The organism is Psychroflexus curvus, from assembly GCF_020164585.1.
GTDB classification, from domain to species: Bacteria; Bacteroidota; Bacteroidia; order Flavobacteriales; family Flavobacteriaceae; genus Psychroflexus; species Psychroflexus curvus.
Map to the genome: position 1 here is coordinate 125,520 of NZ_JAIQZF010000003.1, position 21,908 is coordinate 147,427.

At 33.7% G+C, this 21,908-nt stretch carries 19 protein-coding genes; 7 read left to right on the forward strand and 12 right to left on the reverse strand.

The window, feature by feature from the left end; translation table 11 throughout:
- Window positions 1-45 precede the first annotated feature (45 nt).
- From LB450_RS04950 to LB450_RS04960, 3 genes are read right to left on the reverse strand one after another with little or no spacing between them, the layout of a single operon-like run.
- Window positions 46-1,212 (reverse strand): hypothetical protein, encoded by a 1,167-nt coding sequence (locus tag LB450_RS04950; protein WP_224486750.1) that lies wholly within the window; start codon window positions 1,210-1,212, stop codon window positions 46-48.
- A gap of 10 nt (window positions 1,213-1,222) precedes the next feature.
- On the reverse strand, window positions 1,223-2,386 hold the full coding sequence (locus tag LB450_RS04955; RefSeq protein ID WP_224486751.1) for a restriction endonuclease subunit S: 1,164 nt from the start codon (window positions 2,384-2,386) through the stop codon (window positions 1,223-1,225).
- A 1-nt stretch (window position 2,387) separates the two neighbouring features.
- Window positions 2,388-4,007 carry a type I restriction-modification system subunit M gene (locus LB450_RS04960; protein ID WP_224486752.1) on the reverse strand — a complete coding sequence of 540 codons (1,620 nt, stop codon included), beginning with the start codon at window positions 4,005-4,007 and terminating at the stop codon, window positions 2,388-2,390.
- 469 nt (window positions 4,008-4,476) lie between these two features.
- On the opposite strand from LB450_RS04960, the gene LB450_RS04965 reads away from it, so the two are divergent.
- The 6 genes from LB450_RS04965 (at window position 4,477) to LB450_RS13965 (ending at window position 8,245) form a co-directional block, all read left to right on the forward strand.
- Window positions 4,477-4,683, forward strand: a complete 207-nt coding sequence (locus tag LB450_RS04965) for a hypothetical protein (protein ID WP_224486753.1) — start codon at window positions 4,477-4,479, stop codon at window positions 4,681-4,683.
- Window positions 4,684-4,796: 113 nt separating this feature from the next.
- Window positions 4,797-5,534, forward strand: a complete 738-nt coding sequence (locus LB450_RS04970) for an SOS response-associated peptidase (protein ID WP_224486754.1) — start codon at window positions 4,797-4,799, stop codon at window positions 5,532-5,534.
- A gap of 643 nt (window positions 5,535-6,177) precedes the next feature.
- Window positions 6,178-7,056: an ATP-binding protein gene (locus LB450_RS04975; RefSeq protein WP_224486755.1), complete on the forward strand. Its 879-nt coding sequence runs from the start codon at window positions 6,178-6,180 to the stop codon at window positions 7,054-7,056.
- Window positions 7,057-7,124: 68 nt separating this feature from the next.
- Window positions 7,125-7,415, forward strand: coding sequence for an STAS-like domain-containing protein (locus LB450_RS04980; RefSeq protein ID WP_224486756.1), 291 nt, complete (start codon window positions 7,125-7,127; stop codon window positions 7,413-7,415).
- A 228-nt stretch (window positions 7,416-7,643) separates the two neighbouring features.
- Entirely contained in the window at window positions 7,644-7,937 is a 294-nt protein-coding gene (locus tag LB450_RS13750) for a hypothetical protein (protein ID WP_322962747.1), read from the forward strand.
- A gap of 38 nt (window positions 7,938-7,975) precedes the next feature.
- Window positions 7,976-8,245, forward strand: coding sequence for a hypothetical protein (locus tag LB450_RS13965; protein ID WP_456095402.1), 270 nt, complete (start codon window positions 7,976-7,978; stop codon window positions 8,243-8,245).
- Between the two features lie 647 nt (window positions 8,246-8,892).
- Here LB450_RS13965 and LB450_RS04995 read toward each other — a convergent pair.
- Together LB450_RS04995 and LB450_RS05000 are read right to left on the reverse strand one after the other, a co-directional pair.
- Window positions 8,893-9,510, reverse strand: coding sequence for a hypothetical protein (locus LB450_RS04995; protein WP_224486758.1), 618 nt, complete (start codon window positions 9,508-9,510; stop codon window positions 8,893-8,895).
- Window positions 9,511-11,511 carry a DEAD/DEAH box helicase gene (locus LB450_RS05000; RefSeq protein WP_224486759.1) on the reverse strand — a complete coding sequence of 667 codons (2,001 nt, stop codon included), beginning with the start codon at window positions 11,509-11,511 and terminating at the stop codon, window positions 9,511-9,513. It lies immediately after the preceding gene.
- 443 nt (window positions 11,512-11,954) lie between these two features.
- Between LB450_RS05000 and LB450_RS05005 the strand changes: the two genes are divergently transcribed.
- Window positions 11,955-12,122, forward strand: a complete 168-nt coding sequence (locus LB450_RS05005; protein ID WP_224486760.1) for a hypothetical protein — start codon at window positions 11,955-11,957, stop codon at window positions 12,120-12,122.
- A gap of 215 nt (window positions 12,123-12,337) precedes the next feature.
- Here LB450_RS05005 and LB450_RS05010 read toward each other — a convergent pair whose 3' ends face one another.
- The 7 genes from LB450_RS05010 to LB450_RS05035 form a co-directional block, all read right to left on the reverse strand.
- Window positions 12,338-13,444, reverse strand: a complete 1,107-nt coding sequence (locus LB450_RS05010; RefSeq protein ID WP_224486761.1) for a TIGR02391 family protein — start codon at window positions 13,442-13,444, stop codon at window positions 12,338-12,340.
- A gap of 135 nt (window positions 13,445-13,579) precedes the next feature.
- On the reverse strand, window positions 13,580-14,926 hold the full coding sequence (locus LB450_RS05015; protein WP_224486762.1) for a tyrosine-type recombinase/integrase: 1,347 nt from the start codon (window positions 14,924-14,926) through the stop codon (window positions 13,580-13,582).
- A 408-nt stretch (window positions 14,927-15,334) separates the two neighbouring features.
- On the reverse strand, window positions 15,335-16,402 hold the full coding sequence (locus LB450_RS05020; protein WP_224486763.1) for a tetratricopeptide repeat protein: 1,068 nt from the start codon (window positions 16,400-16,402) through the stop codon (window positions 15,335-15,337).
- Complete coding sequence (locus LB450_RS05025; RefSeq protein WP_224486764.1) at window positions 16,389-16,622, reverse strand: hypothetical protein; 234 nt, start codon at window positions 16,620-16,622, stop codon at window positions 16,389-16,391. Before LB450_RS05025 ends, LB450_RS05020 begins: the two co-directional genes overlap by 14 nt.
- Before the next feature lie 61 nt (window positions 16,623-16,683).
- Entirely contained in the window at window positions 16,684-17,280 is a 597-nt protein-coding gene (locus LB450_RS13695) for a DUF4331 family protein (protein ID WP_322962743.1), read from the reverse strand.
- Window positions 17,281-17,390: 110 nt separating this feature from the next.
- Entirely contained in the window at window positions 17,391-18,068 is a 678-nt protein-coding gene (locus LB450_RS13700) for a DUF4331 domain-containing protein (protein ID WP_262902901.1), read from the reverse strand.
- Between the two features lie 773 nt (window positions 18,069-18,841).
- Window positions 18,842-21,874 carry a TonB-dependent receptor gene (locus LB450_RS05035; RefSeq protein ID WP_224486765.1) on the reverse strand — a complete coding sequence of 1,011 codons (3,033 nt, stop codon included), beginning with the start codon at window positions 21,872-21,874 and terminating at the stop codon, window positions 18,842-18,844.
- Window positions 21,875-21,908 lie beyond the last annotated feature (34 nt).

Here is a 21,908-nt window from a genome sequence, read left to right on the forward strand (position 1 = left end):
TTTATTTTTAACTTTTTAATATCAGAACTGTTCATAATTAGCTGCTTATTTATATTTCCTAAATGCTTGAATTAGTTGATAAATACCAAAACCAATAGAAATCTTAGCAAGGAAATAGACAATATAAAGTTCAGTCGAATCTACCTCTTCATAAAAACTAAAATCTGTTATGTTGATTAACTTAATAAGTTTTATAAAATCATCAAATTCATAGTTTTTTGAAATACTCAAAAAACTATGAGAAATAAACGCAACGCTCAAAGTGAAAATAAAAGCATAAAGCCAGCTTGTCTTGAAATTATTCGAATATTTATTCAATTTAAGCACAAAATAATCTGAAAGCAATATTTTAAAAGTTTTCAAAACATCATCTTCATATATGGCATCCAGATTTTTTTCTTCTAATAAAGTTTGCTTCTCCAACTTTCCATACTTCTCAGCTTCTATAATATTATTTTGTTGGAGTAGTTGATCTTTAATTATACGAAAGGTTTCTCGTTTATTCTGCATTGGGATAACATCGCCGTCATTAATCGTTTTGTCATAATTAGTAGAATCTGAATCTATTTTAAATGCTTTATAGTTTCCTAAAACAGTTTCAAAAAAAACAAGTTGACCATTGATGATAGTTTGAGACAAATCTAATGCAGTCGGTTTTTTATTTTCATCATGAAACTTAGCTCGGCTAAAAATTCCTAATTTCTCAAAACTTGAATAAGTAAATAAACAGTTACCATGAAAGTTTGATTTTGTAAAAACTACATTATCATCAAATGAGCATTTTATAATAATTGCCTTTTCAAAAAATCTACAGTTGTAAAATTCTAGATACTCTTTAAAAGTAGTATTATTCATATAAAACCTTTCAAAATCGCAAAGTTTGAACTTGATTTTATTTTCAAAGACTTTATCCCTAAAACTTGGACTAAAATTGAAGTAACATTTTATGAAATCTAATGTTGGCTTAAAAAATTCTTTATTAGTAAAAATGAATTTTTTTCTAAACAAAATATTTATAAATTCAATTTTATCAGTGGGCTTAATACCAAGGCCTTTAAATCGATTTTTAAATAGTTCCGATATGCTAAATTCAAATTCTATATTTAATTCATATTTAAAATCTCCAACACTTATAAAATTTCTTTCACCATCATTTTTAGAAAAAGTATTTATTTCTAATTCATCATAATTATGTATTTCTCTCTTTTCCAATTATATTATTTTACACAAACATCTGCTGTAACAAGCCTTTTTTATAGGTTTTGGTATATTCTATTTGTTGGGTAATGCCTTCTATTTGCTTGTCTATGGATGATAAAAAATTAGCGATTTTGGTTTGTTCTTTAACTGAAGGGAGATTAATTTTGATTTCCGACATTACACCATTCATTAACTTAGGATTGCCTACATAAGATACATATTTCTTAGTAATTGAATTAAGTTTTTCTGCAACAAAAAGATTTGCATAACCTTTATCATTTAATAAAACTCCGCAAACATTTGTACAATAAAATTTACCTTTACGGTAATTTACATCACCAGCGTTTGCTCCGTCGGTTGTCCATGTAATTGCATCTTCAAATAAATATTGATTATAATAGCCTGATAAGCCTTTTTTCATGGTTTTAGAAGAATAAACAGGATATTTATAATTTTCATCTATTCTTTGTTCTACCAATTTCATTGAAAGTACATCACCTCTAGTGATTTTGAATATTTCTCCAACTTTTCTCTTCTCCCAATCTGCAAACTCATTCCCATCATCATCTTTAAACCGTATTTCCTGTTTAAAAATCTTCTGGGTAACGCTTTTTTTATACAATTCTAAAGCTGCCTTCTTTTTTTCTAGGGTTTGGATGTGAGTATCTATGGAAGAAAGGAAATCGGCTATTTTTTGTTGTTCGGGCACTGGTGGGAAATTGACACGAATTTTAGAAAGATCAGTTGAGTTAATTGCTGGATAACTTGTACCAGTACATCTTAATAAGACTTTGTTTACGAAATAATCTGAGTGTAAGTATTGATATATAAAGCTTGATTTGTTGTGCTTTGACCTAATTTGTGCGTAGCCAGTTGATGCTACGTAATCATTTTTTGATTTATTAAAATAAAAATTATTTTTTTGATATGGTCTTACAGTTTGGTAAAGGATATCATCATTTGATAACAATCGTTGAGCCCTACTAGGTGCTTCATTTTTAGATATTTTATTTTCTTTAGATAAAACCCCATTATTGACACTTTCTAGATCTATATAAATAAAAGAGTTAGGCAACTCCGTTATTTTAGGATTAATAATAACAGTTTCACCAAATTTTTTTTTCTCCCACTTCCCATCAAACTCAGTAAACCGTAATTGTGGGACTAATTGTTTTTCCTTTTGCATCTTAAAACGGAGTTTTAATGTTTAATTCATTACAAAAAGAAGCGATAGTATTTTGGTTGTCAGCCAGAGTTTGGTTTAAACTTTCAATTTCAGTAGCAACGGCATCAATATCCACAGGTTCTTCTTCTTCAAAGGTATCGACATAACGAGGGATGTTGAGGTTGTAGTCGTTTTCTTCCACTTCGCTTAATGGAGCAACGGAGCTATATTTATCCTCAGTTTTACGTTCTCTAAACGTATCAATAATTTTATCTATGTTCTCCTGGGTAAGGATATTTTGAGTTTTTACTTTTTCGTAATGTTCGCTGGCATCGATAAATAAAATATCCTCTGGGTGTTCTCTACATTTCTTAAATACCAAAATACAGGTAGGGATGCTAGTGCCATAAAAGATATTGGCTGGTAAACCAATAACTGCATCTAAAAAGTTTTTTTCTTCAATTAAATATTTACGGATATGTTCTTCGGCACCACCACGAAATAAAGCACCGTGAGGCAACACCAAAGCCATGGAACCGTTCTCTGCGAGATGATGCACCATGTGTTGTACAAAGGCATAATCGGCTTTGCTTTTTGGAGCAAGTTTTCCGTATTGGCTAAACCTATCATCACTCATAAAGAGTTGGCTGGCACTCCAGTTGGCCGAAAAAGGAGGATTAGCCACAATAGCTTCAAAACGCTGGTCGATGTGTTGTGGATATTCTAAGGTATCTTCTTGTTTGATGTCAAACTTACGGTAGTGAACACCGTGAAGAATCATGTTCATCCTGGCTAGGTTGTAGGTTGTACGGTTCAATTCCTGTCCGTAAAAACTACTCACTTCTTTTACTTCTTTAGCGACTCGGAGTAGGAGGGATCCACTGCCACAGGTAGGATCATATACAGATCTCAGCTTGTTTTTACCAGTAGTAACCAGTTTGGCCAGAACCATACTCACCTCCTGTGGAGTATAAAATTCACCTGCTTTTTTTCCAGCTCCACTGGCAAATTTTCCAATCAGATATTCATAAGCATCACCCAACACATCTAGTTCGGTTTGCTCCAGTTTAAAGTCTATTTTGTTCAGGTGGCCCAGGACTTTAGCGATTATCTCGTTACGTGCTTCAGGAGTTTTGCCAAGTTTGGTAGAGTTAAGATCTAAATCTTCAAAGAGGTTATCAAAATCTTCTTCACTTTCCGTACCCATGGTAGAGTTTTGCACATTGTTGAGAATGGTCTGTAAATCTTCCAAAATGAAATTACTGACCGTTTGGTAACTTTCATCTGGATCCGCAGCTAGTGCCACTTCCTCAAGACTCACTTCCTTATGGTTTCCTCTTTTGGCTACAGAACTAAATAATTCTGAGGGTTTTAGGAAATACCCCAATTTTAGTAAAGCTTCTTCTTTAATCGCTTCGAGATAAGCTTTACCTTCTTCTGTTTCTTCATCTATATCGGTATATGAAATGCCATCAGGTTTCAGGATGGAGTCAGCATAAATTTCCATGCGCTCCGAAAGGTATTTATAAAAAATAAAGCCCAGGATATAATCTCTAAACTCATCAGCATTCATTTTTCCCCTAAGGGTGTTGGCTATATTCCAGAGCTGTTGCTCCAATTGTTTTTTATGATCTTCGGACATGTGTTTGTTTTATATTTCGTTGGTGTTATTTACCGTAAAAGTGTTTTGTGATAAAAGTTTTTCCGAATATAACAACAACTCATAAATTAGTGATACTTGGAGTAGGAATAAATGAGTAAAAATTGACCAATCAACGGTTCCAACGGTAAAACCAACAGTTATTGATGAAAGCCGTTGATTGAACCGTTGCTATTTTGCAACGGTGATTTTTATAGCCTTTGCTTGACCTATTCACCTTAGCCTTAAAACATCTTAATTAAGCTTTTGAAATAAAGTTAATAGTACTTTAAACAGCTATTTTAATGGGAAGCCTGCAATTTTTTCATCTGAAAAAACAATCTCAAAGTACACAGCAAAATAGAATTACAAAAGGTATCACAAATCTTTCCTAATAAAAAATAAAAGCAATTTTGATTTTAATATGATCTTATTATATTATGAATGAAAATAATTTTAAACAGTATTGATTATGGAATTTAACACTAAGATTAAAGAAGAATTAGAAGGAAGAATTAAAGGACTAGAGGATTTCATTGCAGAAAATGGTATAGGCTCGAAACAGCTGAGTAAAGCTAAAAAAGTACAGCGCGATGGAAATATAGCTTTATTTATAGGTGGCTTAATCACAGCTGCAGGAATTGCTATTTGGGCTATGAACCGAAACAGTGACGATTAATATAGGATAACAAGCAATCTGGTTACGAAAGTATCGTACTTTTCGCATTGCTTATTTCAAAGCTAATTAGCCCACTATTGAAATTTTATTTCTATACTTTTAAAATATAACTCATGTGCGCCCATACCTCTCAAATACAAAAGGTCGAAAAACTGGAAGAGCAGTATAAGGCCAAACTTAGTGATGAAAGTAAGAGAGACTTGTTTGATCAGCCAAGCTATCATATTATAGGTTTTACTCATTCTCAGATGTTGATCATCCCGCAGGAAAAGCCTCATGTTTTGGCTGCTGCTACCTGGGGCATAGCACCAGAAAGTAAGTCTGTCGACGAATTGAAAGACTATTATAAAGAAGCCAGAAAGTTTGGTGGGGGCATCAATGCGAGATCTGAAAAGGCCTTTGATCATTTTCTGTACAAACAATCCATTTATACAAAACGTTGTATCATACCAGTTTCCGCTTTTTTTGAACCACATGATCACAAGGGCAATAAATATCCCTTTGTATTCAAACCCAAAGACAAAGACTTTTTATCCCTTGCAGGAATATATACTCGGATAGAAAACAAAGTCACCTTTGCCATTCTCACCAAAGAAGCCTCTCCTTTATTCGCTAAAATCCACAACAAAAAGAACCGCCAGCCTGTGATGTTATCTTCAGATCAGGAAAAGGATTGGTTGAAAGATGATTTGGACCAGGAAGAAATCGAAGGAATTATAAAAAAAGATTACGATAAAAATCAGCTGGAGTATTATCCTGTGAGTCAGGATTTGTTTCATCCCAAAACAAACAGTGATGTCGAAGCTATTTTGGATAGAGTAGAGTATGAGGAGTTAGAGTTGGACTACTAATTTGAAAACAACGGCATTGTAACGGTATTGATAAGAGCCGTTGCTGGAACCGTTGCTAATCTTGCAACGGTAAATTAAAACCCGTTGCACAAGCCGTTGTCTTGCAATACTAAAACCGTAAAACCAACCGTGACGGTTTTGAGAGTTATACATGTTAAAACACTGAAAACAAATGATCTATAAAAATGTAATACAAAAATCAACTGTAAACGAATCGAGATTAAATTTTGAGACCAACCGTCAACCAATCAGAGAAAACCGCATTACAATTGCCTGGTAATTATAAGATAATTATCAAATCAAGCGATAGCTGCTAATTTAGCACGAGTTATTTTGGAAGCCGTTACTAGGGTCTTTACTTTTTGAAACATTAAATATTTAAGTTGTTGCTAATGTTTCTATCCATTCATTATAAATTAATCAAGAGAAGCAAAGATTATAGAAATTTAAAAAACTGATCATATAGTTCTCAAAGCATTTTTATCCCATAATTTATAATTAAAAAATTTCAATATCATTTTCATAATTTCTTAAGTTATAGCTTAAATTTGAAACTCATTCAGTTTAAAATAATTGAAGGTTTTGTTCAAAGAGCTCTAAACCAATTATAATTAGATAATCAAAGATTACTTAAAAATATTTTATGAGAGAATTTACCTTAAAAGTTCCTTCATCCCAAAAAGCAGATGATTGGTTCAATTTTGTCAAAGTAAGTTTAAAACATTCTGATAAAGTGGAATCTTTAATTGTTGACTTTAATACAGTCCGCTTTATGGAGACAGATGATTTTGTGATTTTAGCTTGTCTGATAGAAAGTTTTTACATAAATGGTTGTAGTGTGTCTTTTATTGGCGGAACCACCAACTTTAATAACCACCTTTTTAATATTAAGTTCAAAGAATATTGGAAAGAAGGTTTTGATAGAGCGAAATTTACTTTATCAAAAAATCGAACTACTTTATGTCTATGGAAAATATCTGAAAAAATGATATACTCCTATTCAAATTATGCTAAGGAATATTTTGAAAGATTTACTAAAAATAAAGACCTAATTCCAATGTCCTCTAACATGGATGAAGTTTTTAATAATATATTTGATCATTCTCAATCTGAAGTAACAGGTTATATAATTACTCAATACTACCCTAAAAATAATAAGATATCATTTTCGGTTTGTGACTTTGGTGTTGGAATTCCAAAATCAATTGAAAATGCTGATTTAGAAGGCAAGCAAAAGTATGAAGATTGGAAGGCAATAGTTAAGTCTTTAGAAAAAGGATTTTCAATAAAGTCTACTCCTAGAAATAGAGGTTTTGGACTTAATAATTTATTGGAACTGACTGAAAGTTCAAACGGTACTCTTCAGATAATTTCAAATGATGGATTTTTTTTGAAAAAAGCAGGAGAAATGTATAAAGTAGATAATGTAAATTTTGATTTTAAAGGTACTTTAATTAAAGTTGAAATTGACTTAGATACATTTGAAGAAAAAGATGAATCAGATGATATATTTGGGTTTTAAATAAATAGTAGTATATTTATATGTATTTTTGCAAAAAAAAAGTGACTCCACATTTAAATTTTTTTCTTATGAAAACTATGATTTTAAGAAACCTAGTTAGCAATGCTGGCTCTGTAGATGAGGGTGCTGTTTTGTTCAATCATTTAAAAGAAGCCTTTAGAAATGGTCAATATATTGTTTTAGAAATAGATTCTGACATGTCTTTGTCATCATCGTTCCTTAATTCTTCGGTTGGTCAGTTTTTAGATGAGTACGGTTTTTTAAGTTTTAAAAAAACGATAAAATTCAAAGGCTCTAAAACTCAATTTCAAAGGTTGAATAAATATATTCAAGACTATAAAAGTCTATACTTGGCTTAATTAAATATTATAGGTTTTTTAGATCTATATCTCCTTACTAATTAAACTTAAAATCAATTATATCCAAAGTGATTATTATTAAGTGTTTTTTAGTTATTTACGTAGAAAAAATTAAATCCAATATGTCAAAAGTTTAAGGAGTAGTGTAAAGTCAAACTTAGTGATGAGAGTAAGAGAGACTTGTTTGATCAGTCAAGCCATCATATCATAGGGTTTACTCATTCTCGGATGTTGATTATCCCGCAGGAAAAGCCTAGTGTTTTGGCTGCCGCCACCTGGGGAATAGCTACAGAAAGTAAGAAAGTAGGGGGGTTGAAGGATTATTACAAAGAAGCAGCGAAGTTTGGTGGTGGTATCAATGCCAGGTCAGAAAAGCTTTTGATCATTTTCTGTACAAACAATCTATCTATACAAAACGTTGTATCGTACCAGTTTCCGCTTTTTTTGAACCTCACGATCATAAAAGAACTAAGTTTCCATTTGTATTTAAACCAAAGAATAAAGGCTTTTAATCTCTTGTAGGAATATACACCCGTATAGAAAACAAAGTCTCCTTCGCCATTCTCGCCAAAGGAGCCTCACCTTTATTTGCTAAAATCCACAATAAAAAGAATCTCCAGCCTCTGATGTTATCTTTAGGTCAGGAAAAAGATTGGTTGAAAGATGATTTGGACCAGGACGAGATTGAAGGGATTATAAAAAAAGATTACGATGAAAATCAACAGGAGTATTATCCAGTCAGTCAGGATTTATTCCATCCCAAAAAGAACAGTGATGTCAAAGATATTTTGGATAAAGTGGAGTATAAGGAACTAGAGATTGACTACTAATTTGAAAAGCAAGGGCTTTTCAACGGTTATTTAAGAGAGCCGTTGCTGTAACCGTTGATGATTTTTAAGGGTGAATAAAATAACCGTTGATCCAGCGATTTTCTTATAATACTACAACCTTAAAACCAACCGTAGCGATTTTGAGTTATACATGTTAAAACACTGAAAACAAACGATCCGAAAAGATGTAATACAAAAATCAACGGTGAACTAAACCTAACGGTTTCAAGGGATACATTTGTTTAAATACTGAAAACAAAGGATTTATATAAGATGTATTAAAAAAAGAACCGCCAACGAATCGTATGATGAATCGTGGGGTGGAATTGTGAATCAATTGCCAGACCAACCGTAAACCAATCGGGAAAAACTGTTTTACAATTACTTGGTAACTGTAAGACAATTATCAAATCAAATAATAGCTGCTAATCCAGCACGGGTTATTTTGAAGGCTGTTGCTGATTTTGCAACGGTAAAATTAAAATATGTAGCCTAATTAAAAAATTATGGAGTAGTTCCAATTGGTGTGAAGAGCGATTGGAGAGATGGATTGTGAATTGCCATATACGAGACACGTAAATAAAGTGCTGTGAGAGGCGCACTCCGTCAGTTACTTGCGGAGCCGTCTACTCGATTGAAGGTAGTATTTATTTTAAAAAGGAACAATCTGTTTTTATATTTAAAAAATCATCAAAAGAAACTGTTTCGATTTCTTTTTCTAATCCAATTTTGTATGTGCCATACGATGAGTAATTAATGTCCAAATGATTTAAAGGATGTAATTTACCATTTTCATTTACTGGGTCATTGTCATATCTAATATAGGCTGGTTCGGATTGAAATATTTCTTCTAAAATCATTACTCCAACAGTTTCTGCTGTGTCAGATTCTATATAGTAGTCTGTCAATGATGGGTTTAACTTGAATTTAGAATCTTCAATTATGGATATCACACTTGAAATAGACTTACTATTGATTGATTTTCCTGTTAATGTGCTTATATCAGTTATTTCCTCTCCATCTGTTTGAACAGAGAATGGAAAGGATACACTAAAATATTTTTTCTCTTTATAAAAAAATATTCTACTCATTTTGTCAATACATAATTTCATTTTTGAGTTACAGTCTAAATCGTCCGTTGGGATATTTAGTAATAAGTACCTTGTTGCATAGATAATTATTTTAGCATAGTCAACTTTATCTCTTATTGGGTAAAAGAATTCATTTTCTTTGAAAGGGAAAATCTCACGCTCTATTAATTTCATCTATTTACCCTTAATGTATTTTAGATTATCTTTTACAAATTCTTTTAATGTGCTTTGGTCACTTTCTATCATATCCATTTGTTGAGTGGCTTGCATAAGAGTGTCTTGATACTTTTTATCGACTTTTAATTCTTTAAATATTTCCATCATCAAATCAAAGTGAGATAATTTTTTAAGACTATATTTAAATCTAGTTTGAATAGTTTCTTTTTCCTTTTTAGAAGGCTCTTGGATAACCATTTCTTTGTGAGAAACTATGTGCTTTAATCCCTCATACATATCCTCCGTTATACCTGATTTATGACTAGGTTGAGTGACAAAATAGGATTTAATAAATGACCTAGTAAGCATTGTATAAAGAGAGTTTCTATAACTCGGACTATCTGTTATTCTCTTAGTTACACATATCACAAAGGGAAATTCAAGTCCCTTAACATTATTTCTATTGCTTATTAATAAAGTGTCAGGTTGCTTTTCCTTTGTTTCATATGCTTTATTCACATTCCATCCAAATTCCTTTTGAATTTTCACTTCCACTATGTCAGCTAACTCATAAATATCACGTGTACTGTCCAAAAGTATAATACCAATATCTTCTGGTTTTACCGTTTCATTTTCTTTAACTATTTCTGTGATTGTTTGGATTACTGTATCTGAAAAATTTCTTTCTATTTCTACAATCCGAAGACTCTCAAAATTTTCATCTAAATCTTCAAATCGCTTTAGTGGTTCTCTACTTAAGTGGTATTTAGAATCCTTAATTTCTACATTATAGCCACAATCTTTCCATTCTTTTTCTTCTAACCATCTTAATTTGGTTTTTTCAAATAGTCCCATCCCAAGTCCGTGAGCAAACATTAAAGTCTTAGGGTCTGTTCGATAACATTTGCCAAGTAAGAAATCTGGTTCAATTGTACTTGAGATATTTTCATCAAATATGCTTTGGAATATGTCTCCTGCGATATAAATATTTTTTTCTGTTACTAAATCACATAATTCAAAGAAAGCATCATCAAAATCTTGGCTTTCATCAATAAACATATAAGTTAATGCGGGTGGGATCCCATCAGAATATTTTTCTTTAATGTCATTAATAGCTAGTTGACACGCTTTACTGAACGACATTTGATAAGAGTATTTATAAAAAGGTATTTTGTAAAAAGCACATAGAAAGCGATATGCTCCTGAATTAGGGTAGGAATTTGAACCCCAAGCATTGGTGCACCATAATCTACTATTCCATTCAATTTGTTGCTCAACTTTCATAAAGTTGAAAAAATCTGGAATTCGTTTCTGTAAATTATTGGCTAATATCTTATTATGGCAAGTAAGAAATATCTTTGATTTTGAGTCATTTATATATAAATCTTTTAGTTTGTGTAGAAGTAATTCGGTCTTTCCTGTTCCTGACAAACCTTGAATTCTAATTTTCTTTTTATCTGGATTTTGATATATAAATCGGGTTTGATCGCCGTCAAATAATTGTATTTTTTGTTTTACTTTATCAAGTGTTGTGGTAGGAACTTCTTCTTTTACACGGTCAATATTATTGATGCTACCAATAAAAAGTGAAATTAGTAAATCAAGTTTTTTATTGTCAGCTTCATCGCTTAATGATATACTGTCAAATAACTGGTTTATGTCACCAATTTCATTAATTGACAAATCAGTTTCTAATAATGATTTTCTCCAAATACGTGGTCTGCCTACAACATCCTTATATAAATATTTATCTGAAATGGAACCAATGTCTTCTATAATATCTTCAACAAAATCTTTGTATTTATTTTTATTATTTCCATAATCAATAATGGTGATTTTCTTTTTAGAAGAAAGGACTATTAAGGCATCAGAATATTTATAAGAATATTTTTGGTCAGTCAAAGGCCTGTCTAATACATACACCAAAGTTTGATTTGACTCTGAATAGTCTTTTAAAGCATCTATTAGACTTGCATTTTTTGCTTTTTTTTCTGCTTCTAGGAAAAAGTAACTACTCATATCTAATTATATCCTTATTGATTTGTAATATTTTAACTATTGCTAGTGTTACGTCTAACATTCTTTTATATGTGTTTGTGGCGTGCAAACAAGCTCAAATGATTTAGTTAGATTTTATTTTATAAACATACCATAATTTTCGATTATGTAAGACTTTTGGCCATAAAACATATACAGTGTGTGTACCCTGCATGAGCATCTTTAATTATATCGAAAATATATTATTAATCTGGAGGGTGCAAGTCCTTTATAGGTAGAGATGAAGCCTTGAACTATTAGTAAACTGCAAGGTTACCAATTGTGAAGTTTGGACTAAAGATTATTTGTGACTGAATAGGGAGCAAATACCGACTACAAACTTTTGTACTGACCAACAGGAATCGGGTATGAGTTTATAAGGTTGGATGAGCACATCATTTTGATGTCTAAAACATTTCTTTATAATGAAAACCGAAGTAGTAGATCTAACAAGCATCAGAGTAATGAAGATGTTATTGCCTGAGGAGGTTTACATAGCCAAAGGTGGGCTTGGCTTGGTGGTGAATTCAGAAGAGGTCAAAATAGCCGCCTTCCTGGTCAGCTGGCGAATAATAGAACGCAATTCTTTCTGAAATTTGATCAGGAGCATTGATTTAAATTATTGAGTGACAATTCGCAAGAAATTATGTAGCCTAATTAAAAAATTATGGAATAGTTCCAATTGGTGTGAAGAGCGATTGGGAAGATGAGTGCGAACCTACGTATACGAGAACTTTACGTACAGTGGAGTGAGAGGCGTACTCCTTCATTTACAGGCAGAGCTGGCTACTCGTTTGTGAATAGTTTTTTAAAATGGTAATTCGTCATCATCCCTATCAACAAAATTGTCAATTAAGTTTTTAAATTCCAATTGACCTTTTTCATCGTAATGAAGTGTTATAAAATTAAAAATTATTGAATTTCCATTTTTAAGTTCTTTTTTAAGGACATTATTAAATGAATCTTCAGTTAGAGATTTATCTAAATCTTCAAAATAAGAATGAAATACGTCTAAAACATAACGTTGTCTATCATCAACTCTTGAGTTTAAAGAATTATAAACGCTTTTTGCTATACTTGGTTTTAGAATCGTTGTATTTATAATGGGAATTATCCAAGCAGAAGCTTTTCCGAATTGGTTTATTCTACCAAATATATCTTTTTCCGAATATTCAATACTCTTTATTAACTTATTTTCAGCACGAAGTCTTGAATCAGTATCTAATTCTGTCCATTTATTCTTAAAAAGGGCTATGCATTTTGTTACTGTGTCCAACGAATCTGTATAACGTAACTCTTCAGATGCAATGTCTAATAATTCCTTTTTCTCTTCCTCTGATAAGCCTTTGTTTAAACTATCCCAAACAAGTTTAATATTATTGATTTTTCCATTATTTTTTTGTCTAAAGATTTCTATTGCAATTTCAAAAAACTTTTGTTCAGGAATTTCTTTTACTATAATATCTGAATATAATTGAGTCTGAACGAAATCTTCATCGAATACTCTTTCTAAGAATAATTCAGGTGTGAATTTACCTTTAGATTTATCTAACTGTTTTAATAAATGATTGATAAATATTATTATTTCAACAGCATTTTCTTCACTGTCTTCAGTTTTCGAATGACTACGAGGATTTCTATATGCAGAATAAATACCTCTTAAAATGCTTTCTGTGCCTTTTTGTATATTTTTTTCAGATTCGGTTTTAAGCTTATTCATCTTAATTTTTTGATTTACTCCACCAAAAGCACTTCCGATTAAAACTTGACCATCACTTTCTAATCCTGATTTATCTCTTATCAAATCACCCAAAAACTGTATTGAATCTAGAATCGCATTTGTATAATTCTCTGAGTTGTAATTTTTTTTGATAAAATTCCAAAGCCTTTCTTCAATATGCTCTTTTATGTTCATTTATTCTTGATGTTTGCGTTTTTTTTAAATTATGTCGAATCAATATATACTCAAATATATATAATTTTTACTTTCTCTTGGGAATATGAATAAAACCTGACTAAATGGCTTCAGTAAATCTGAGTTTAAGCTTATTTATTGAAAAAAAGCATGGCCTTTAATTTTACTAAAGCGTTCTCTGCTGGTGGATTTGATGTAGGTGAAAAATGATTTTTCCGTCGTGTGTCCAGATATAGTCATGATATCTGTGGGCTGCATTCCTGCGTTGTAGGCGTTGGTGCAAAAGCTTCGTCTTGCCGTATGGTTGGACACTCTATCGTATTTTTGAACAGAGGTGACCAAAGTTTTCCCACCTTCAGTTATTTTCATTTCAACGGGCTCATTCAGGCCTGCAGCTTTGCATATAGGTTTGATATAAAGATTAACCTTGGCGTCGGATACTTTTGAAGGGAAATTATTATCGTACTTTTTTAAGATGTCCTGGAGTTCCTTCTTTATTGGAATCTCAACTCTTTTCCCTGTTTTTTTATTTTTAATGGCTATTGCTGTCATGGTTTGTCCAGCCTCTTCAAAAGTCAAGATATTACTTTGATTAAGTTCAAGTAGGTCTGACACTCTTAAGCCAGTGTGACAGCCAATGAGAAAAAAGTCTATGCAGCGTTCCAGGTAGTCAAGGCTGGGTTTTTTAATATTCTTATCAAAATAAGCATTGTCCTTGTTTTTCATTACTTTATTTAAGTCGACTTCAGCAATTTTCTTTATTTCTTCTTCTGTGAGATAGACATTTTCAACTTCTTCAGTCGGTTTGGTAAAAGCTGATTTGGTGTAATCCAGGCTTCTATGGAAGTCTCTTTCGAAGGCGTCGTGCATGACCGCTTTTATATTTTTGATAATGGTGCCTTTATAGTTCATGCTATAGTCATTCTCACTCATATAGCTCAATAGTTTTTGGTGAAAACTGAGAGTGATATCATCAAACGTCAACCGCTTTTTATTTTTTTGAAAACGCTCCAGAAGCTCTTTGGTATTTCTTAGTGTTTTGAGTGTGCCTTTGTTGTATGGTTTTTTTGTTTTTGGTCGAGGATGCTGCCTGTAAAAATCCAGGTACCACTCAAAGTATTTAATAAAGTCCTGGTTCTTCTCTTTGGTTTTAATCTCATCAATATCTACCTCTCTTTCAGTGATGACGCTTTCCATTTTGGATTTTATCAATTCCTTAGTTAGCTCAACTCCTTCATTGATATGTTTTGAAATTAACTTGTCTGCTGCACTTTCCAGTAATTTAAGTTTATCATTTGTGGATGCAGCACCTTCTTCCTTGCCTACTTTAATCTTGTTATTACTTTTATCCCAATTTTTTACATCCAGTACTTTATAAGGGGTGTAGTATTCGATTTTTCTATGTTTTCCAAAATTGAAAATGAGCTTAATTGTGCCTGTCCCAGATTTATTTTTTTTGATGCTGAATCTTGAATTTGCCATATGATGAGTTTAAATAACTGTTTGATTAAAAACGATCAGAGGCGTGCTTAGAGGCGTGCCCTGAGGCGTGCCCAAATTTAATTTATATTTTCTGATTTGGATCTGATTTTCAAAATTACTTTATAACTAATTAAAATACAGTTAATTATGAATTAAATATTTTAATTATATTGTTTTATAAATAAAATGTGATACAAATAAACGAATCCTGCCGAGGTCACAAAATTACTACTTAAACCCCTGTAAACCAGGGGTTTTTTATTTAGAGGCGTGCCGGATTTGAATATTTGCTCTTAGAATCAAATAAAATCAACGACAATAAAATTCCTTCAAACCTCCTTTAAATACATCGAAAGGCAGTAGTCAGCAATATCAAAATCCTATCAAACACAAATCAACCACCTAAATCTAAAGGGTACGAATTTCTCTTAATTTGACAGGTCCCATCTCATAGCCAGCTTCTAATAACTCTTCTTTTAAATCTTCAACTTTATCGGGCATCCTATTCGCCTTATAAACTCTGGCCATAGTGAGAAGGGCAGTAGGTTCAAAGGTTTTATCAGCCACATGCGTGTTGATTATTTCCAAAGCTTTTTTGTTATGACCATTGACTAAATGAGCCAGAGCAAGTAAATGGTAAGTCTCTGGAGTTGCTCTGTTTTTCAATTCTTGTTCAGCCAAAGCCAAGGCTTCTTTTTGAGTGGCGGGATCTTCTGCCAGCACCTCAATCTTATAGGTGTTGTACATACTTCCATAAGCGGGAATGTTTGCTAAATTCCAGAACGAATCCATGGCCTCTTTTTTAGCTGTTTTATCATTTTCAAACTCTGCTATTTCAGCTTTCAGCAAATAATAATCTGGAGATTCGTGAGCTGTTAAGACAGAATCAAGTATTCGATTTGCTTCATCACTAGTCTTGTCATTGGAAAAGGCTATCCATGCCATTCCCTTCTTAGCATAGGCATTGGAGCTGTCTATTTCCAAGGTCTTTAAATAGTGTTCATAACTGTCTTGAATCCTTCCGTCATGACCATAATAATCTGCTAAGTTGGAATACACCCATAGAAGCTTTGATCTATTGTTACTGGCTTCTGCTTTTTCCTTTGCTTTTTCCATGTACATAAGAGTCATGTCCAGCTTTCCAACGTAATCATTCCATTTGGCAGCTCTGATTATGTAATCGAAATCCTCTGGATCTGCGAAACGCTTTTTAATGCTGTCTGCCTTGGTATAATTTCCCAATTCCATATGCACATCGAAGAGTAAATGCTGTGTTGCTGGAATGTTTCTAGATAAAACAGCAGCTGAATCGGCATACACTAAAGCCTCTTTAAATCTATGCTGAGAAATATAGTTTCTGGCTAAAGATCTATAATATTTTTCTTTGTCTATGTTGGCAATTTCTACAGCTTTTTCAAGGGATTGCTCTGCCTTTTTGAGGTATTCAATGTGACCAGTAGATTTAAAAAATAGCATATTGCCCTGCTACAGCAGAAAAACTTGGCAATTCAACACTGTCTGATGTTATTTTTGAATTCCAAAGCTCAAAATAAGGAGAGGTGGTGCGTGCTTTTTGAACAGCTAAATAGTTGTTATAATCTTCAGGGCTCGTTATCTGACTTTCTTGCTCAGAAGTTGATTCTTTACAACTTATGATCACTAAAAAGCTAAACACTAAAAGTAGATTCATTTTCATATTGATGAAATTTGAAACAAAAAAGCCCTTGAAACAGGGCTTTTTGTAAGATTAAAATAATTTATTCTGGAGCTCCAATATAAGGAAAGCTGGTAGAAATATCTGCAGTAAGATCAACTCCATCGGTAACTAATTGTGGAAAGCCGTCCTGACCATTAAATCTGGCTCCAGTTTCTCCACCAAACAGAAGAATAAGTGAAACATCTATCACATCATCCTGAAGTCTTCTTCCTGTAAATCCTATGGCTCCGTCAAATTCTGGAGCTCCACTTCCAGCATCAAAATATTTGGTTGGTGCGTTTGGTGCAACTTCCAATACATCGTTAGCTAATACAGTTGTTAAAACTGTAGCTGACACAGGATTAGGATTAGATTCTGATGTTGGTTCTGGACCATTAAGAATATCTCCCAAAATGTTTGGTTGATAATCTACATCTTCTGCGGTAAAGCCTAAGGCAACAGCATACGCATCGTGCAGGCCTTCTAATTGTGCTTCAAAATCTGCTTGAAAAGTTGATTGCATCCTAGAAGGAATAGTGACATTATGCGTGTTTTTAATATCTGCATCTGCGCTTAGAACTGTATTGATTCCCGGTCTGCCCATATGGTCAACCTGTTCATAAGTTCCGCTAAAATCTTCTGTTGGTTCAGGATTTATAACATTGTCATCGTCACTACATCAAACTAATACTAAGCTGGCAAACACTGCTGTAAATAAAAATTTTATAGTGTATAATTTCATAATTTATGTTTTTTGAATTCGATTTATTATTGTTTTCTGTTTGTAGTTACCCAGGTCTTATACACAGGTACTCCTAAGACATTTTGTGCACTTGGGCTTCCAAGTAAAGCGTTTGGCACTTCCAAGGCTATAGATAAGGTATTGGATCCATCAAAAGTATCAGATCCAGGAACATTAAAGCCAGAGTGATCTGAAGAAGATGGAGCCAGGACTTCATTAAATCTTACAAAGTCAAAGAAGAAAGCATCTTGTCTTGGACCTGCAAATAAGGAAACCCCATTATCTGTAGTGATTGTGATAGCGGTTGTACCAGAAATTTCCACAGAGCCTAAGGCATTTTCAAAGGCTACCTGACTAGAAAGACCTGTTGATGATGGGTTAAATGGCCCAAAGAAATACATAGTTCCATCTCTTGGAATAGCTTGTATAACCTGATCTTCTACCAAGTCACCATCTAGATCTATGATAATCTCTATCATCACATCCTCGTCAAATGCACCATAAGTTAAGTCTGGTAACACATTGGACTGAACATCTACGATAAAAACCGTGTTATCTGAATCTGTTGCGGGTTCAAACGCATAGAAATCGGCAATGTCTGCAGAAGATCCTGCTACGCCTGGTGCGTCAACGTGATCGGCAGCAATAAATAGTGGGGCTGCCAATACTAGTGCTAAAATCGCAAAAATTTTAATCTTTTTCATGGTTTATAATTTAATATTAAATGACCATTATCGGCCTCAGTTTATTTACGAAACAATTGAAGATGTGGTTCATTTTTAATTCAACTATTTTTCTAAAAACTGATAATCAGTGGTTAATTAGTAAATTATTGTAACTCATTAGTATCAAAAAGATATACAGCTATTAGATGTAAATAATACACTATCAGTATTTTGTATATATTTTCACGCTAAGTCCGCTAAGCTTTTCGCAAAGGACGCGAATTTATATAGTGATGATTATTATTAATAATTTGCTTGACTTTGAGTTTTTTTTTGCGCATCCTGTCTACTGAAGTTACACGAAGGCAGGTTGGCGTGAAGTAAAATTTTAATTTTAAATGCCCAAAATAGTTTGATTAGTTACAAACTATTTGGTTGGGAAGATCTTTAAGGTCATGGATTTGTTTAAAAAGAGAATTCAATGTGAACTGTATAGGCGATGAATTGTATTCGGCTATTAATCCAAGGTTAAAGGGTTGATAAGTTATAGATGGTTCAATTGGATAGAAACGCTGTCTATTTTAAGACTTAAACATTTAAAAGATTATCAAATAGACTAATCAGATCCAATAATTGAATTCCTTTTAGAAATGTATTCAATTATTGGATCTGATTAAAACGTTGATATAAATAATTAAGCTAATTACCTACAGGCATTTTACTTCATCTTATCAAATTCAGAAGATATAAAACCACAAAAAAAACCCCTGCCAGTGGAGGCAGAGGTGAATTAAATTGAATTTGATTTAACTCTAGAAGCTAATGTTTAGCTGAGAGAAAACGCGCGTGCCATCAATACCAAACTGAGTCGTTTGCCATGGGTACTTGAATCTTCCAACAAAGTCTAAGTTTCTGTCCTGTGGGTGTCCGCCTCTCCCAGCGTAAGCTTCGGCGAAGGTGTCAGGAAACACATCAAACAAATTATTTACGCCTAGAGTAAAATTAATTTTATCTGTAAACGCATAATTAAAACTTAGGTCAGTAAGAGTTTTACCACCATAAGTAGCATCATCTGCAGGATTACCTGGATGTCTGTATGTAACGTCACCATAATACATCAATGATAAGGTACTTGTAAATTTACCGATTTCATAATTGGCTGTAGCTACAATTTTTTCTCTCGGTCTCCAGGTCTCCACTCTGGACACATCTTCTCTAGAAAAGAGTGCATCTCCCAAGTTATTATTTTCTATAAAACTAGGGAAATTGGTGCTTTGTACTTCGGTTTTATTGAAATTGGCAGCTATACTACCACCAAGGAAACCTCTACCCAACTCAATATTATTGTAACTATATACAATATCTATCCCCTGTGTTCTTGTATTTATCGCATTCAGAAAGAATCCGGCAGAACCAACACCTACACTATTTAGGGTTTGGTCAATTGGACTATTAGGGTCTCCTGTAGCAGTGACCTGTCCGGAAAGCACGATTCTGTCATCAACGTCTATTTGATAAGCATCTATGGTGATTCCTGAATTTTGACTAATTCTATACGTCAAACCTGCACTTAAATTGAAAGAGGTTTCTGCATCCAGCTCAGGAATACCTAAAGCTCTTAAAGCAGGATTTCCATTATCTAAAATACCATTTTGCTGAACACCGTTTGTCGTCAGAGTAGTTGTTGTCGCTGTATAATAGACCTGGTGAAGAGATGGTGCCCTAAACCCACTACTTACAGATCCTCTAAACACAAGCTTATCGTCTAAAGTTTTATAACGAGACGCTAGCTTCCAGCTTACATTAGAACCAAAATCACTATAGTTTTCATACCTCAAAGCACCGCTTACAAGGAAATCTTCGGTAAAGTCGGCAGTGATATCTGTATAAAACCCAATATTTGATCTGTAATCGTCAGAGGCATTTTCGGGGCTAAAGCCACCAAAAGACTCAGATCCTGTTCTGCCCCCTTGTGCATTTGGAGATTCTCCATCTCCGTAAGAAGCAAACTCACCTTCTTCGGTTACGAAACGCTCTGTTCTGTGTTCTACACCAAAAGCAACAGATAAGGCTTCCAGCCCAGCATCGTAAAAGGTTCTGTTGACGTCCAAATTATTAACGACATGACTAAACTGGTGTGCACCATTATAAAAATCTGAAGGACTCGCTCCGGCAAAAGACTGGTTAAACGAATCTTCTATATAATAGTCAATTCTATTTTTACCTAAAGTAGAACTCAGGTCAAAATTCCATTCGTTGTGTGTAGTTCTTAATCCTAAAGAAAACGTATGGTCTCTAATCTGTGGAGCCATTTTAGCCAGGAAGAAATCCTGATCTGGATAAATCGCTTGAAATCCTGGGACCCAATATGGAACCCTAGCAAATTGAGGAGCAGAACCTTCTCTATCGGTTAAGGTACCAAAAGAATAAATTTCTGTACTTGTTTCCTCGTCCAGGGTAAAGCCAAGGTTGTAGGCGAAATTAGTAATGGTCATATTTGGCAGTCCTACCTGGAAACCTGCACCAGGATTTCTATCTAAAAAGCTGCTCAAATCATTTAAACTGTAATTGCTGTTAGGAATTCCCCAATAACCTGCTTCATCTTCCAGGCTTGTAATTTCTCCAGCACGTTGTGTGGCTTTAGAATCCATGTGACTTAAGGTGAAATTGGCATAACCATCCTGACCTATATCCACTCCGAAACCAGACTCCAGTTGATACTGCTCACCGTCACCTCGTGTGGTGGTACTAAAGCTGTTATTAATAAACGGGTCTACTTTTTCTTTCATCACCAGGTTAATCACACCAGCAATCGCATCAGAACCATACTGTGCAGCGGCACCATCTCTCAAAACTTCAACATTTTCCAATGCTGCAGAAGGGATGGCTTTCATATCTACACCAACTTCACCACGACCTGGGGTTACATAACTGTAAACTAGGGCACTGGCATTTTTACGTTTTCCGTTGACCAGAACTAGAGTTCTACTTGGAAACAAACCTCTTAAACCCGCGGGGCTAAAGTGGGCTGCAGCATCAGATACAGGTTGCTCTGTGGCTGTGTAGGAAGGAACGCGTAGCATCAATTGCTGATCCACCGTAGTTTTTCCTGTTTTTTGTAACTCTTTGGTCTTAAAGTTATCTACAGCTACCGGTGAGTCAAAGGAAGTTCTTGGTTTACCTCTTGTCCCTACAACCACAACAGCGTCCAACTGACCAGCGTCTGGAGTTAATTGAACTTCGACACTAGATTTTCCTTCAACGTTTACCTCAACATTTTTAAAACCAACATAAGAAACGACTAAGGTATTTTGATCTTCAGGGACCTGAATAGAAAACATACCATCAAAGTCAGTTTGAGCACCAGTGCTGGTGCCTTTCACTATAACATTGGCGCCGGGAAGCGGGTTGCCATCCTGGTCTACAACTGTACCCGTCACTTGTCTGTCCTGAATCACATCTTCGGTCACGACAACTGGACTCACGGCAGCTGTCAGAACAACCTGCTCGCCATTAAAAGCATAATCAAAATTAGCTTTTTTACCGATCTCTTTCAGGACCTCTTCAAAAGCAAGATTATCGGCTTTAACACTTATTTTTTTACCTTCTTCAATCTCATCTACGTTGTAAAAAAAATTGAATTTAGATTTGGTCTTCATGTCGTTGAGGACATCAAGAAGTGACGCATCTTTATAATCAACAGATAAGTTTTGCTGTAGTTTTGAATTTGCAAAACTTTGCATTGCCATAAAAACCGACAAGGCAAGTGTAAACATTGCATTTACCGTCGATCGATAGGAAGATGAATTTTTGTTCATTTCCTCATTTTTAGTGTAATCTTTCATCATAACGAGTTTTTAAATTAATACTAAATTTTAA

Coding starts and splice junctions, on each gene's coding strand:
- LB450_RS04955 (WP_224486751.1), bottom strand. CDS start 2,386: ATGCAAAAGGAAAAACAATTAGTCCCACAATTACGGTTTACTGAGTTT.
- LB450_RS04960 (WP_224486752.1), bottom strand. CDS start 4,007: ATGTCCGAAGATCATAAAAAACAATTGGAGCAACAGCTCTGGAATATA.
- LB450_RS04965 (WP_224486753.1), top strand. CDS start 4,477: ATGGAATTTAACACTAAGATTAAAGAAGAATTAGAAGGAAGAATTAAA.
- LB450_RS04970 (WP_224486754.1), top strand. CDS start 4,797: ATGTGCGCCCATACCTCTCAAATACAAAAGGTCGAAAAACTGGAAGAG.
- LB450_RS04975 (WP_224486755.1), top strand. CDS start 6,178: ATGAGAGAATTTACCTTAAAAGTTCCTTCATCCCAAAAAGCAGATGAT.
- LB450_RS04980 (WP_224486756.1), top strand. CDS start 7,125: ATGAAAACTATGATTTTAAGAAACCTAGTTAGCAATGCTGGCTCTGTA.
- LB450_RS13750 (WP_322962747.1), top strand. CDS start 7,644: ATGTTGATTATCCCGCAGGAAAAGCCTAGTGTTTTGGCTGCCGCCACC.
- LB450_RS04995 (WP_224486758.1), bottom strand. CDS start 9,510: ATGAAATTAATAGAGCGTGAGATTTTCCCTTTCAAAGAAAATGAATTC.
- LB450_RS05000 (WP_224486759.1), bottom strand. CDS start 11,511: ATGAGTAGTTACTTTTTCCTAGAAGCAGAAAAAAAAGCAAAAAATGCA.
- LB450_RS05005 (WP_224486760.1), top strand. CDS start 11,955: ATGAAAACCGAAGTAGTAGATCTAACAAGCATCAGAGTAATGAAGATG.
- LB450_RS05010 (WP_224486761.1), bottom strand. CDS start 13,444: ATGAACATAAAAGAGCATATTGAAGAAAGGCTTTGGAATTTTATCAAA.
- LB450_RS05015 (WP_224486762.1), bottom strand. CDS start 14,926: ATGGCAAATTCAAGATTCAGCATCAAAAAAAATAAATCTGGGACAGGC.
- LB450_RS05020 (WP_224486763.1), bottom strand. CDS start 16,402: ATGCTATTTTTTAAATCTACTGGTCACATTGAATACCTCAAAAAGGCA.
- LB450_RS05025 (WP_224486764.1), bottom strand. CDS start 16,622: ATGAAAATGAATCTACTTTTAGTGTTTAGCTTTTTAGTGATCATAAGT.
- LB450_RS13700 (WP_262902901.1), bottom strand. CDS start 18,068: ATGAAAAAGATTAAAATTTTTGCGATTTTAGCACTAGTATTGGCAGCC.
- LB450_RS05035 (WP_224486765.1), bottom strand. CDS start 21,874: ATGAAAGATTACACTAAAAATGAGGAAATGAACAAAAATTCATCTTCC.